General features: G+C 61.2%; 14 protein-coding genes and 2 pseudogenes. 6 read left to right on the plus strand and 10 right to left on the minus strand.

What is annotated here, in order from left to right; all coding sequences use genetic code 11:
- Positions 1-86 precede the first annotated feature (86 nt).
- The 4 genes from AC0V2S_RS15890 to AC0V2S_RS15905 all read right to left on the minus strand — a co-directional run bounded on the left by AC0V2S_RS15890 (position 87) and on the right by AC0V2S_RS15905 (position 2,865).
- Entirely contained in the window at positions 87-950 is an 864-nt protein-coding gene (locus tag AC0V2S_RS15890; RefSeq protein ID WP_475510575.1) for a LysR family transcriptional regulator, read from the minus strand.
- Positions 951-1,049: 99 nt separating this feature from the next.
- A complete protein-coding gene (locus AC0V2S_RS15895; protein ID WP_475510576.1) occupies positions 1,050-1,358 on the minus strand; it encodes a DUF6482 family protein in 309 nt (102 codons plus the stop codon).
- Positions 1,359-1,557: 199 nt separating this feature from the next.
- Positions 1,558-2,256: a hypothetical protein gene (locus tag AC0V2S_RS15900; protein WP_475510577.1), complete on the minus strand. Its 699-nt coding sequence runs from the start codon at positions 2,254-2,256 to the stop codon at positions 1,558-1,560.
- Between the two features lie 87 nt (positions 2,257-2,343).
- The gene (locus tag AC0V2S_RS15905) at positions 2,344-2,865 is read right to left on the minus strand and encodes a GNAT family N-acetyltransferase (protein WP_475510578.1); all 522 of its coding nucleotides are present in this window, start codon (positions 2,863-2,865) and stop codon (positions 2,344-2,346) included.
- 184 nt (positions 2,866-3,049) lie between these two features.
- On the opposite strand from AC0V2S_RS15905, the gene AC0V2S_RS15910 reads away from it, so the two are divergent.
- The gene (locus AC0V2S_RS15910) at positions 3,050-3,847 is read left to right on the plus strand and encodes a DUF3313 domain-containing protein (protein ID WP_475510579.1); all 798 of its coding nucleotides are present in this window, start codon (positions 3,050-3,052) and stop codon (positions 3,845-3,847) included.
- Between the two features lie 30 nt (positions 3,848-3,877).
- On the opposite strand, the gene AC0V2S_RS15915 is transcribed toward AC0V2S_RS15910, so the two are convergent.
- The 6 genes and pseudogenes from AC0V2S_RS15915 to AC0V2S_RS15940 form a co-directional block, all read right to left on the minus strand.
- Positions 3,878-4,165, minus strand: coding sequence for a HigA family addiction module antitoxin (locus tag AC0V2S_RS15915; RefSeq protein WP_475510580.1), 288 nt, complete (start codon positions 4,163-4,165; stop codon positions 3,878-3,880).
- Between the two features lie 15 nt (positions 4,166-4,180).
- Complete coding sequence (locus tag AC0V2S_RS15920) at positions 4,181-4,459, minus strand: type II toxin-antitoxin system RelE/ParE family toxin (RefSeq protein ID WP_475510581.1); 279 nt, start codon at positions 4,457-4,459, stop codon at positions 4,181-4,183.
- 171 nt (positions 4,460-4,630) lie between these two features.
- A complete protein-coding gene (locus AC0V2S_RS15925) occupies positions 4,631-5,665 on the minus strand; it encodes an AraC family transcriptional regulator (RefSeq protein WP_475510582.1) in 1,035 nt (344 codons plus the stop codon).
- Between the two features lie 6 nt (positions 5,666-5,671).
- A pseudogene (locus AC0V2S_RS15930) lies at positions 5,672-6,064 on the minus strand (diguanylate cyclase domain-containing protein); the annotation flags it as partial.
- Between the two features lie 19 nt (positions 6,065-6,083).
- Entirely contained in the window at positions 6,084-6,254 is a 171-nt protein-coding gene (locus tag AC0V2S_RS15935) for a hypothetical protein (RefSeq protein WP_475510583.1), read from the minus strand.
- A gap of 94 nt (positions 6,255-6,348) precedes the next feature.
- The gene (locus tag AC0V2S_RS15940; RefSeq protein ID WP_475510584.1) at positions 6,349-6,513 is read right to left on the minus strand and encodes a hypothetical protein; all 165 of its coding nucleotides are present in this window, start codon (positions 6,511-6,513) and stop codon (positions 6,349-6,351) included.
- Positions 6,514-7,118: 605 nt separating this feature from the next.
- On the opposite strand from AC0V2S_RS15940, the pseudogene AC0V2S_RS15945 reads away from it, so the two are divergent.
- The 5 genes and pseudogenes from AC0V2S_RS15945 to AC0V2S_RS15965 form a co-directional block, all read left to right on the plus strand.
- Positions 7,119-9,540: pseudogene (locus tag AC0V2S_RS15945) on the plus strand (TonB-dependent receptor); the annotation flags it as partial.
- 105 nt (positions 9,541-9,645) lie between these two features.
- Complete coding sequence (locus AC0V2S_RS15950) at positions 9,646-11,538, plus strand: phytase (protein ID WP_475510585.1); 1,893 nt, start codon at positions 9,646-9,648, stop codon at positions 11,536-11,538.
- Between the two features lie 77 nt (positions 11,539-11,615).
- On the plus strand, positions 11,616-12,323 hold the full coding sequence (gene tolQ, locus AC0V2S_RS15955; RefSeq protein WP_475510586.1) for a protein TolQ: 708 nt from the start codon (positions 11,616-11,618) through the stop codon (positions 12,321-12,323).
- 10 nt (positions 12,324-12,333) lie between these two features.
- Entirely contained in the window at positions 12,334-12,777 is a 444-nt protein-coding gene (gene tolR / locus AC0V2S_RS15960; protein WP_475510587.1) for a protein TolR, read from the plus strand.
- The gene (locus AC0V2S_RS15965; RefSeq protein WP_475510588.1) at positions 12,774-13,559 is read left to right on the plus strand and encodes an energy transducer TonB; all 786 of its coding nucleotides are present in this window, start codon (positions 12,774-12,776) and stop codon (positions 13,557-13,559) included. Before tolR ends, AC0V2S_RS15965 begins: the two co-directional genes overlap by 4 nt.
- Positions 13,560-13,565 lie beyond the last annotated feature (6 nt).

Raw genomic sequence — 13,565 nt, forward strand, 5'->3', positions numbered from 1 at the left:
GTCATGCTACTGAGGGGATGCGAAGGCTTTGTGGCAGAAGGGCAAAAGCTACCGATAGTGGTATTGGCGAATTTTGTACATGGCGCTCAGCTAGCGGCGCCGCTGCGCGCCAGGCTCAAAAAAGCCGCGGGCAATCGCGCATGACGGCGCTCTTTCAAGCAGTACAAATACTCGGCCATCAGCGGCGCGCCTTCGAGCTCCACTACTTTGAGTTGCGGATTATCCGGCACCTCGTGGCGGGCGATGATGCTGATGCCGATATTGCGCAGCACCGCTTCGCGGATGGATTCACGGCTACCGATTTCCAGCAGGGGGCCCGTTGCGATGCCGGCTTCGCGCAACAGATTCTCCGTCAGCACGCGGGTGCTCGAACCGGTCTCGCGCATCAGCAAACAATGCCCGGCCAGTGCGCTGAGCGGCACACGGTTATGTACCGCCAATGGATGGCTGCGGTGCACGGCCAATACCAGTGGGTCGTGGCCTAGCACTACGCGAATCAGGCGACTGTCTTCCAGCAGTTGCGAGGAGGCTGCGAGGTCGACGCGGTAATCCTCCAGGGCCTCAATCACTTCCTGAGAGTTGCCGATGGTGAGAGTGACTTCGCACTGCGTGAATTGCTCGCGAAAGCCGCGCACCAAGTCCAACACGTAATAGGGCGCCGTTGCCCCCACCCGCAGCGCGCCCTGTACCTGGCCGCTATTGCGCAGAAAAAACTCGATATCCGCTTCCTGCTGCAACAGGTTCTGCACCATGGGCAGCAGGCGCGCACCTTCGTCGCTCAAGGTCAGGCGCCGGCCGCCACGGTAGAACAGCTCGACGCCGTACTGCCCTTCAAGATGACGGATCTGGGTAGTCACGGTGGGCTGGCTTAGACCAAGCTTTTTCGCCGCCTGCGTGATGCTGCCCAGGCGGGCCACCATATGGAAAGATTTGAGTTCGGCGCAAAGCATAGGAGTAGTCGTCACCCAGGGCAGAACGCCCGAGGTGGCAACAGTATTAAAAAAACATGACGGCTATGTGACGGGGGTGTGAGCGCTATCGAGCGTCAGTCACCAGGCTGTCGTGAGCGGAATCGGCTCGCGTAACGGTTCCTGAGCATCCTGCTCGAAGCCACACATTTCGGTATGCACCTCGCAGTGCACCAGGTGAAACGGCACCACCACCGGCAGCCCCTGCAGCAACTCCCGCGCCTGGGTTACCGAACGCAAACGCAGCGTGTTGCCGTTCTGCATTTTGATGGCATGCACCCGGCCCTCGATCTGTGCCTGCAACAGATAAATGCCGCCCACCAGCGACAACAGTTCCAACCCTTGCAAATCGCCTACCGAGGCGTACTCGTAGACATCCTGAATATTCATGCTCGCGTCCCTCGCTTGGGCATGTGTCGCAGGGTGCAGCGAGAGCCAAAGACCTCGCCGCCAGATACCGGTACGACACAAACCGGGGTGCCTTTTTTAACCGTATGCGAGATTTGCGTTTTGTATAGTTTCCAATGCGAAGAATTTCACTTTAAGGGCTTTGCCATGCGGGTTCTGGCGGCAATTTTCAGGGCTGCGGCTACTGTTTTTTCCAGGAAACCGGGATCTGGAACACCTCTTTGTCGTTCCAGACCGTGACAAAAGCCGAGACGGATTGGCTCGATATCTTTATGGCACTGACGGTGTAGCGATATTCCGGGCCGGCACGTTCCATCGCCGCGTTTTTGGCTTTTTCGGCCGTTTCCCCGTTGAGCGCCACTTTCACCGATACGAATGTCAGCAAAATCATCCCAGCACCCAAGCCCACTGGAATGCGCATATCCCGTTTGCGCCGGCCGCTGGCTGCCCTGGCGGCCTCTACAGTGGGGTCGCCCAGTAAGACAACAAGCCAGACCAGCAACACGCTTATCGCGCCATAGAGAGCGGCTGCAAAAACGAACTCCCACGGTGCGAGGCGTGCCTGCACCAGCGTTAAATCCAACGGTTGGAAAAAGGGCAGAAACGGTAGCGAAGCGGCAAACGCGCTGAGTGTCATCACACTTATCCAGCGCACCAAAGACGCCGTGCGCAAACTGCCGCACATCAGCAGGAGCCCTGCGATCACGCCGAAGAAGTGGAAACCAGAGGAGTACCTCAGGTTGTTGCTGAAGCAATAGACAATCACGCCTATATCAATCACCCCGATGGTAAGCAGTGTCGCGCCCGCCAGCTTGAGTGAAGGCAGGTGGTCGGTATAGGGCGCAGGGGCTTCGATCGGGGTGCTTTCAGACGGCGTCATACGGGAGAACATCCATGTTGGAAGAGGGTATTCAAGCCCGCTACCACGGGCTAAAAACCGGACGCTACTCAAGCGCGCCGCCTTTGTCTAGGAGCTGGCGCGACTTGCCCTATACACCCAGCTCGGCGCCTGCCCCGGTACATCGTCCAGCACATCGATGCGCTGCATGCCGACCTTTTCCAACACCCGTATCGAGGCCAGATGCGCAGGGCGCACCACGGCAAATACCTCGGGTTTGCCCAGGTCTTCGAACGCGAACGCCAGTGAGGCCGCTGCCAGTTCACTGGCGTAGCCCTTGCCCCACGCTTGCTCGGCAAACCGGTAACCAAGGTTCAGGCGCTCCACGTCGCCATATAGGCGCGGGGCTATGCCGCCAAAGCCAATAACTTGCTCCGGCTCGTGGTGTGTCGCAATCGCCCATTGGCCGTAGCCGTAGTGTTGCCAGTGGCCTAGCCAAATGCCCAATACGTGCTCGGCCTGCTGGCGGTGGAGCATGGGCCCGGCGGGATTGAACTGGTTGGTGGCGGGGTCGGCGTGGATGGCGTGGAACACCTCCAGGTCGGCCAACGAGGGCGGGCGCAGCAACAAGCGGATGGTGTCTTTGCGCATCGGCGGGCTCGTGAATAGTGTTCGGTTGAGGCGCACTGTAAAACGTGCGTAGCCGCCGGCCTAGAGCCGTTTTATTGCCCTGCGTTTTTTCAACCAGTCACTACACTTGCCAAGGCTCGGCTCAGGCAGTGGCAGTCCGGGTATCAACGGAAGGAAATCTTTTACGGTAAGCGGAGATGACTGCATGCGTGCACTTCGACATTCATTGACTTGTGGCCTGGCACTCGCAGTGGTGGTGGGTTGTTCCTCCACCTCGCAACCGGGCAGAAGCACCACGCTGGGCGAAGACGTTAAAGGCTCAGGCTTTCTCGGCGATCTTTATTCGCAGATGAAAGAAGGCGGTGACGGTGAGGCATTGCGCCTGTACCGCAACCCCAAGTACGCCACTGCGGCGAGTTTTACCCGCTACAAAAAGGTATGGCTGGACCCTATCCAGATCTACGCCGATCCCACGTCCAAGCTGCATGCCGCTTCTAAAGACCAGGCCAATCTGATTGCGCAGAGTTTTCATAAACAGGTGACTGACCACCTGGGCAAGGACTACCAGATCGTGGATGCCGCAGGGCCCGATACCTTGCATATCTCCATTGCCATCGTAGAGGCGCAAGAGGCCAATACCACCGAGAAGGCCGCCTCCTATATTCCCATTCCCCTAGGCCTGCCAGGTGCCAAGGCCGCCGCGATGCAAGGCATTACGCAAACCACCGGGCAGCCACCTTTCACCGGCGAAATTTCCATTGAAGGCAAGATGGTTGACTCCCAGACCGGAGAAGTCATCGCTGCCGAAATTGACCGCCGCGTTGGCTCGCGCAAGCCCATCATCGGGCTGTTTGAAAGCGGTACGTATGACTCGTGGAATGACGTCACGAGGCCGAGCGTTACTGGGCCGAGTTGCTGCGCTATCGCTTGTGCATGCGCCGGGCGGCGGGGAATTGTGTTACGCCGACTGAGTAACCGTTCATGGGCGGTGGGTGATACGTAATCGGCCGCCCATGATGCTGCAAGTTGACGCTCAACTCATCGACGCAAAACGTTCGATAGGTGGTTGTGGACGGTGCTCGGCTTGCCAGATGTCGTAGCTAGCTTGTACCGCTAGCCAAAGGCGGGCGGTGCTGATTCCGGCGCGCTCCAGGCGCACCGCCAGATCAGGACTGATCGGAGCGTGGCCGTGGAGAATGCGCGAAAGTGTTTCGCGGGCAAAACCCAGGCGTCTGGCAAATTCCGCGATGCTGATATTCAGTGCTGGAAGAACATCTTCCAGCAGGGTTTCGCCCGGATGAGGCGGATTGAACATGCCCATGTCGGGTACTCCTAGTCAGTGGTAATCCAGATAATCGACCAGCTCGATATCGTTATTGATAAAGCGAAAGATCAGCCGCCAATTGCCGCTGACACTGAGCGACCAGAACTCAGCCAACTCACCACTAAGCGGGTGCAGCCGTCGGCCAGGAATTTCCAATTCGGCGGGTGTCACGGCGTCGTCCATAAGTTGCAGTAGGCGCGCTAGTCGCTTCGCATGATCGGCTCGAATGCCGCGGGTGGAGCCTGTCTCATGGAAAAGGCGCAGACCCTTGTGCTGGAAACTGACAATCATGTGCGTTGAGTGTGATGTGTTAGATCACACTTTGCAAGCCGTGCTTGCGTGGAAGTGGCATTCCATTCCATCTCTCTTCTCGCCGTGCCGTTGTGACAGCGGCGATCGACTATAGAAAGAGAGAAATACTGATGTCTGGAGGACGCTGCCTAAGCCCGCAGCGGAAAACCGCTAGCCCCGCAACAATGCCAACAACGCACTCGGCGCCAACCCCGTCCAACGCTTGAACGAGCGGCGGAAGTTGGTGGCGTCGTGAAAGCGTAAATGGCTGGCGACTTCGTCGTTGCTGTAGCCCTTGAGTTGATAAAGGTACAGCGCCACCAGCATGCGGATCTGGTCGTGTTGTTCCTGGTAGCTGGTGCCGTGTTTGTGCAGTTTGCGCTTGAGCGTGGCCGGGCTCATGGCGAACGCGGCGGCGGCATGTTCCAGGTTGGGGGCCTGGCGCACGTGGCGAAATAGCCAGCGTTGCAGGGTGTCGAGCAGGCTCGCTTCGGCGCCTAAACTTTGCAGCTGTGCGCGCGCTTGCTGGCAGGCGACCTGCGCAGTGCTTTGCACGGTTTGCGGCCAGGGCTTGGTGAGGCATTCGCGTGGCAGGCGCAGCAGGTTATAGGGCCGATTGAAGTGCAGGTCTTCGCCGAGGTTGACCCAGTATTGTTCGATATAGCGCGGCGCTGCCCCACGGAAGTGGCATTGCCAGGGCAGGTGTTCACCGCCCAGACGGCGACTCATGGCGACAACCGCAGTCATATTGGCTTCCAGCAAAAACCGTTGCTGCTCGCCGGCGCCACAGCTGTCGAGCCAGTACAGGTATGCGTGCTGGTCATCCAGCAGCAACCGTGGGCTAAGCAGCGGCGAGAGCAGGGCTCGCAGCTCACTCAACAGTTCCAGCGCTTGTTGCAGGTTATTGGCCAGTGCCAGGGCCTGGCTGGCGGCGCCGTGGTGGCCGGGCAGCAGGCGTTGGCCGAAGAGAAAACTGGAGTCATCGGCACCCAGCAATCGCTGGGCATTGTCGATCAGGGTGAGGAACTGCCCGGGGCTGATCAGGGTGTCGGCCTTGGGCACGTCTTCTACGAACAGGCCGGTGCCGCGCAGCAGGCGATGGCTGTCGATGCCGCGCGACAGGCACAGTTCGATCAGCGTGGCGGGCTGCTGGTGCGCGGCGATGATGCGGCTGTCGCACTCGTACCAGGGGCAGGGCAGTGTCATGGCCGGTCAGGCGCTCAAAGCCAGCGGACGCTTGGCTTTGGCCAGGGCCAGATTTAAACGTTGCAGCAGGTGTTCCGGCGTTTCATGCAGGGCCATAACGGTGGCTGCCGCCGCGCTCAATTGAATGCGTTCACCATGCTGGCGACTCTTGTGCGCCAGATGCTGCAGCGACTCGGCCAGCTCGCGGGCCAACTGGGCAGCCAGGGTTTCGCCGGTGTTGGGCAGCAGCACCACAAAGCGGTCGCCGGCCAGGCGGCAGAGCAAGTCTTGCTGACGCAGATTAAGCAGCAACAGCTGGGTGACAGCCTGCAACACGCGGTCCCCTTCGTCATGCCGTAGCGTTGGTGATCGTGTCGAACTGGTTATATCCACCACCACCAACGACAGCGCTGCTGCTCGCGGGCGCTCTGTTGCAGGCTCAACTCCAGCTGCTTGCGCAGGTAGTCGGCGCCACCCAGCGGAGTGAGTTTGTCGAACAGACGGTGCTCGCGAACAGCCGCTCGCGTTTTTCCATCTGCTGCGAAATGGCCAGTTGTTCGTGGTGCCAGTGGTAGATGCCGTAGGTCAGAAACAGCAGGCCCACCGGCATCGGCGCCGACTCCAGCCAGTGGTCCAGGTGATGGCATCGGGCAGGCGGATAAATTCGTCGAGCAGGTCGATCCACCAGGAAAAGAACACGCAGCTCAAGCCGATGGCAGCAGATTGGTCACCCGCCCGGCCGGCCGGCTTTTCAGAATCAGCCCCAGCCACACCAGCGCCAACAGCGTGGAGCCGCCTTCACCGACGATATCCAGCCACACCCATTCGGCCACGGCCTTGAGGTCGCCAACGGCCAGGTGCAGCAGCAAACCCAGGTTGGCCGCCCAGGAACAGCGCGGTGAGTTTCAGACGGTGGTGGTGCAGCAGGCTGGATTTCATTTCGGCTTCCTTTTTGGGGGCACTGCCATTGCCGCTACGTCGCGAAAATCTAGATCCCCCCTGCGCGGGGATGACGGTGTAATGCCAAGCACCTCCGTCTTCCCCGCGCAGGCGGGGATCCAGAATAGCGAGGCAACGAAGTATCTATGCCGCCCAGCTCACCAGAGCCTTATGACACTCAGGTTGCAATGGGGGAGGTCAATTGGGCTCAGGCAATCGTGCGGTTTTTTTTGCGTTGCGCTGAGCAGATGACAGCGGGTATGGCTGGGGCCATCGTTGGCCGGGTCATTTCAGCCCATTCGGTGCGCCAAACCCCGTAAAACCCCCGGTTTCACTGGCTTTGCGGCGGGTGCTGTCACAGAAGCGTCATGGCCGCTGCCTAGCGTGTCGCTCCACTTGCCGGGTTCCAGCCTGGCCTTTGCGACCACATGGGGAGTTACCGATGACGTTGAATTTCCGCCAGGCCGCCGTGCCGGGCATGCCCTCAGCGCCTGACCCTGGCCATCGCCGCCAGTGCCGTGCTGGCTGCCGAACCCGTGCCGAAGTGGCCGCCGACGGCGACACCGAGCACGTCAATGTGGTCGGCCAGGCCGTGAGCATGGACAAGGCCATCAAGAACAGCGCACCGCCGACACGGTGAAAAGCGTGGTCAGCGCCGACGGCGTGGCGCAGCTGCCGGATGAGAACGTGGCCGAAGCCGCGCAGCGCTTGCCGGTGTGAGCGTGGAGCGCGACCAGGGCGAAGGGCGCTTTGTGAGCGTGCGTGGCCTGGGCCCGGACCTCAACAGCGTGAGCATCAACGGCACCCTGATTCCCTCGCCTAACAGCGACACCCGCGCCGTCGCCCTCGACGTACTGCCTTCTGAATTGGTGCAGTCACTCAGCGTGATCAAAACCCTCACCCCGGACATGGACGCCAACTCCCTGGGCGGCACCATCGAGGTCAAGAGCCTGTCGGCCTTCGACCACAAGGGCCTGTTCTACACCGGCAGCGTAGAAGGCAGCCACGACGACAACACCGGCAGAACAGCCCGAAAGTCTCCGGCGCGGCCAGCGACCGTTTTAGCCTGGGCGACGGCACCAATAACTTTGGCGTCGCCGCAGCAGTGAGCTGGGGCAACGTGATTTCGGTTCCGACAACGTGGAAACCGGCGGCGACTGGGACTTCGAAGACGGCGCAAGCTGGAGCAATTCGAGCAGCGCGATTACGACATCACCCGTGAGCGCACCGGCGCCGGCCTGAACTTCGATTACCAGGCCGACGACTACAACAGCTACTACCTGCGCACCCTCTACAGCCGCTACAAAGACACCGAAACCCGCAACGCCGCCGGCGTCGAATTTGCCGATGCTCAGGCCGAAGGCGAAACGGGCGACAGCGAAGGATGGCGCGAACTGAAGAGCCGCGAAGAAACCCAGAAATCCAGAGCTACGTGCTGGGCAGCGAACCCTGCGCGGCGACTGGACCTCAATGCCCAGGCCGGTTGGAGCGAGTCCAGCGAAGACAGCCCCGGCCATATCGCCTCGGCGACATTCGAAGGCACCGACGACTTCAGCGATAGCGGTTTTAGCAGCTCCTCCAAGCCGCGTCTGAACATCGGCAGCGAGTTTTACAACCCGGCCAACTTCGACTCGACAGCGTGGAGTGGGAAGAACAGAACACCACCGACACCGAGAAAAACATCAAGCTCGACTTCGCCCGCGACTACGAACTGGCCGGCAACAGCGCCCAGGTGAAGTTCGGCGGCAAGCTCAGCCGCCGCGACAAAGACAACGACCTCAACAGCTGGAAGTACGAAGACTTCGACAACTACGGCATCACCGACGACGAGCTGTCGCTGACTCAATACACCAAAGGCACCGTGCACTACAGCCTGGACAACTTCGGCCCCGGCATCAGCGCCAGCTCCATCAAGAACCTGCTCGCCGTCTGGACCGCAGCGAGTTCTACGACGAAGAACAGTCGCGGGTAAACGACTTCACCATGAGTGAAGACATCAACGCCGCCTACCTGATGCACACCGTGGACGTGGACGCCTGGCGCATCATCGCCGGCCTGCGCTACGAGGGCACCGAGTTCAAGGCCAAAGGCACCGGTATTGAAGATGGCGCCTACGTGGCCAGCGACGCTGACAACAAGTACGACCACTGGCTGCCTGGCCTGCACGTGCGCTACCAGGTCGACAAGCAAACCCAGCTGCGTTTCGCCTGGACCAACACCGTGGTGCGGCCAAGCTTCGAACAGCTGGCGCCGGGCTTTGTAATTGATGGCGATGAGGCCGAATTCGGTAACCCGGATCTTGATGCGCTGGAGTCGAGCAACTTCGATCTGGGCATCGAGCACTACCTGAACAAAGACGGCGTGGTGTCGGCATTCGTGTTCTACAAAGACATCGAAAACTTCGTGTACAACGCCGACCTGTCCGGCAGCGGCCGTTGGGCCGACTTCGACGAAGCCAACACCTTTGCCAACGGCGAAAGCGCCGACTTGTACGGTATCGAATTGGCCTGGCAGCAGAAATTCAGCAGCTTGCCGGCGCCGTGGAATGGTTTGCTGATGGGCGCCAACGCCACGTTCAGCCGCTCGGACGCGCATATCGAAGGGCAGGGGCAGAAGCGCGATATCGACCTGCCGTTCCAGTCCGACACCGTGGGCAACGTGATGCTCGGTTGGGAGAACGACAAGCTCAGCCTGCGCCTGTCGGCCAACTACAAATCCGACTATCTCTACGAAGTGGCCGCCATCGACGACAAGGCTCACGACCTGCACGTGACGACCAGACCTTTGTCGACTTCACCGCGCGCTACTTCCTGACCAAGAACCTGCAGCTGTCGTTCGAGGCGCAGAACCTCACCGACGAGTCGTATTACGTGTACACCGGCAGCGGTGCCTACAACGGTCAATACGAAGAATACGGCCCGACTTACAAGCTCGGCCTGACCTTCACCCACTTCTGATTGCGCCCGCGCGCCCCGCGTGGCGCGCGTGGCCTGTGCGTTTTAGTACAAGGACACCGCTTTGATGAACCCGTTGTTTACCCGAACGTTGCTGTCGCCGGCCTGTTGCTGGCTGGCTGCGATGTGCTGCCCAAGGCCAGCGAAGCACAACCTGCCGTAAGTCTGTCGCCCTGGAGCGCTTCGGCGAAAGTGCAGGCCGAAGACGTACGTTTTCTGCCAGCTGACGCGGCCAACAGCGCCGATCTGCGCCTGGCCGCCAGTGAGCGCAATGGCCTGCTGTTACTGAGCACCGACGGTGCCGAGCTGGCGCGTTTGCCGGGCAATTACAGTGGCCTTGATAGCCGTACACTGGGCCAGAACGTGCTGGTCGCCAGCATCGATGGCGCCACCCAGCAAGCGGCGCTGGTGCTGCTCGACCCGCAATCGCGCCAGTGGGCCAAACCGCTGTTGTTGCCGGCGCGCGATTACGCCGTGTCGGGCCTGTGCCTGTACCGCGATGAAGCCGCCAACCTGCATCTGTTTCTGCTCGGCGAAGACGGCAAGGGCGAGCAATGGTTGGTCGGCAGCGGCACGCAACTGAACAAGGAACCGCTGCGTTTGCGCGGCGTACCGACGCCACCGGGCGCAGAATACTGCCACGCCGATGACGCCGCCAATCGCTTGTATGTGAATGAAGAAGGCGTCGGCTTGTGGGCGTTTTCCGCTGCACCAGAAGCCGATACCGCGCGAGTTCCTGTGGACCTGCGTGCGCCGTTTGGCACGCTCGCCGGCAGCCCGCAAGCGATGGTGAGTGTGCCGGGCGGCCTGGTGGCGTTGGATAGCGAGAACGCCACGCTGCACCTCTATCAACAAGAAGGCGAGCAGTGGAAAGGCGTGGCCAGTCTGCCGCTGAGCGGCATGCAGGAACCCGAGCGCCTCGACGCCCGCGTCACCGCCAACGGCCTGGAACTGTTGATTGAAGACGGCGAGCAAAAGCGCATCTACCAAGGCCAGTTGAACTGGAAGCCAACACCGCAAACCTTGCCGCCACCCCTGCCCAATGTGCCGGCGCTGCGCCAGACCGAACCGGTCGGCCGCCAAGGCGATGCCGCCGATGACCCGGCGATCTGGCTGCACCCGACCCAGCCGCACTTGTCGCGCGTGCTCGGCACCAACAAGAAACAGGGCCTGCTGGCCTACGACCTCGATGGCCGCTTGCTGCAAGAGCTGCCAGTGGGGCGGCTGAATAACGTCGACGTGCGCGCTGGCTTCACCCTGGCCGGCAAGCCCATCGACCTGGCGGTGGCCAGCAACCGCGACAAAAACAGCATCAGCCTTTTCGCCATCGACCGCGTCACGGGCGAGCTGCGCGAAGCCGGCGAAGTGCGCACGCCCCTGGCGGAAATCTACGGCATCTGCCTGTTCCAGCCGGCGCCGGGCGAGCTGTATGCGTTCGCCAACGGCAAGGACGGCACCTTCCTGCAATACCGCCTGAGCGATGAGCACGGGCAGATTCAGGGCCAACAGGTACGCCGCTTCAAGGTGGACAGCCAGCCCGAAGGCTGCGTGGCCGATGACCAGCAACAGCGCCTGTTTATAGGTGAAGAAGACGTCGGCGTATGGGCATTGGATGCGCGCCCGGATGCCTCCGGCGAGCTGACCAGCGTGCTCAAGGTTGGCGATGTGCTCAAGGCGGATGTGGAAGGCATGGGCCTCTATCACGGCGCACGCGGCAACTACCTGGTGGTGTCCAGCCAGGGCAACGACAGCTATGTGCTGCTCGATGCCCAGCCGCCGTTTGCCGTGCATGGCGCATTTCGAGTCGGCCTGAACGGTGCCCTGGGTATCGACGGCGCTTCGGAAACCGATGGCCTGGAAGTGACCGGCGCCAACCTCGGCGGCCCGTGGAGCCAAGGTTTGCTGGTGGTGCAGGACGGCCGCAAGCGCATGCCCGAGAGCACCCAGAACTTCAAGCTGGTGCCGTGGCGTGATGTGGCCAAAACCCTGGGCCTGCCATAAGCGACTGTCACGCCCGCGTAATCGAATAGCCGTACAACAAGCCCCGTTAGCGGGGCTATGAAATAAGGAGCTGCACCATGCACAGCACACTCGAACAAATGAGCGTCTGGAGCCTGATCAACGATGCCTCGCTGCTGGTAAAGGGCGTGATGGTGATTCTGCTGCTGGCCTCGTTGGTTAGCTGGTATTTGATCGTGCAACGCAGCCTGTTGTTGGGCCGTATCGAACGGCTGCTCAAGCAATTCCAACTGCAATTTCGCAACAGCAGCGACCTGGCTCAGCTGTACCGCGAAGGCGGCGAACAGCTGGACGATGACGCTTGTCTGCAACGGATTTTCCACGAGGGCTTTAGCGAATACACCCACCTGCGCCGCGAGCCGGGCATTACTCCGGAAGCGGTGGTAGACGGCGTGGAACGCCGCCTGCTGGTGAGCATCAGCGAGGAACAGGAACGCCTGGAAAAGGGTCTGGCCTTTCTCGCCACCGTCGGCTCGGTCAGCCCGTATATCGGCCTGTTCGGCACTGTGTGGGGGATCATGAATTCCTTTATCGGCTTGTCGCAGGTGCAGCAAGCCACGCTCGGCACCGTGGCCCCTGGCATTGCCGAGGCGTTGATTGCCACGGCTATCGGCCTGTTTGCTGCCATCCCCGCCGTGATCGCCTACAACCGTTTCGCCGCCCGGGTGGAAACCCTGAGCACGCGCTTCTACAGCTTCGGCAACGAGTTGCAAGGCCGCCTGCACCGCGCGCTGCAAGCCACCACGCGCCTTGCGCAAGCGGCCTGAGGAGCAGGTTATGCGCAAGCCAGTTCGCAAGCACGGGCCGAAGGCCGAAATGAACGTGGTGCCCTATATCGACGTGATGCTGGTGCTGCTAGTGATCTTTATGGTCACCGCGCCGATGCTCACCCAAGGGGTAAAAATCGAGCTGCCGAAAGTGGCCGCCGAAGCGTTGGCCAGCAATAGCCAGCAGCAGATTCTGACGCTCTCGGTGAAGGCTGATGGCGGGTATTACTGGAACGTCGGCGCCGAGCTCGACAGTCATGAAAAAGAAGACAGCGCCGTAGGCCTGGATGAAATGACTGCGAAGGTCGGCGCCATCATCGCGGCCCGTGGCGACACCCAGGTGTATATCCGCGCCGACCACAACACTGACTACGCCACGGTGGTGGCCGGGATGGCGGCGCTGCAAAAGGGCGGCGTGCGCAACCTGGGCCTGATCACCGAGGCGCCGCAATGAGTGCGGCGCTCATGTCTGCCGCTCAGCCCATGCCCCGCCTGCAATGGCCCAACCGTGTCTGGTCGCGGCATGCCCTGGCGGTCAGCATTGCCGTGGGTTTGCATGCGGTGGCGGTGCTGGTGCTGATCAGCCATTGGCAAACCAGCCCGCCGCCGGAGCCGCCGAGTCAGGTGATGACCACGCAGTTGATCACCTTGGCGCCGCCGCAGCCGCCCGCACCTGAACCGGTGGTTGCAGCGCCGGTTCCCGTGCCGTTGCAACCTGAGGTGTTGGCGCCTGCGCCAAAGCCGGTGGTGGCTAAACCCGTCGAAGCGAAACCCAAGCCCACCATCGACCACGCCGCCCTGGCCCGCAAACGTGTGCAAGAGCAGGAACAGCAAGCGGCCGATCGCGCGCAACAACTAGCAGAGCAACAACAAGCCGAGCAGCAACGTCAGCAACAAGTGGCCGCTGCAGCCAAGGCCCAGGCCGACGCCAAAGCACGCGCTGCCGCCGCCGCCCTGGCCGCCGAAAGCCGGCCCTATCTGCCGGTCAGCAAAGAAGCCCCGGAATATCCGGACAAGGCATTGGAAAAAGGCGTCGAAGGCGACTGCACCGTGACCTACACCGTCACCCCGCAAGGCCGGGTGGACAACCCGCAGGTGCTGGGCCAATGCCATCCACTGCTGGTGCGGCCATCGCTGGCGGCGGCGCTTACCTTTCGCTATCAGCCGCGCATCGTCGATGGCCAGGCCATCAGCGTCAGCAACGTAAAAAACACCTTTCACTACCGAATCGAGTAAGTTCGG

Source organism: Pseudomonas sp. CC11G, from assembly GCF_056174845.1.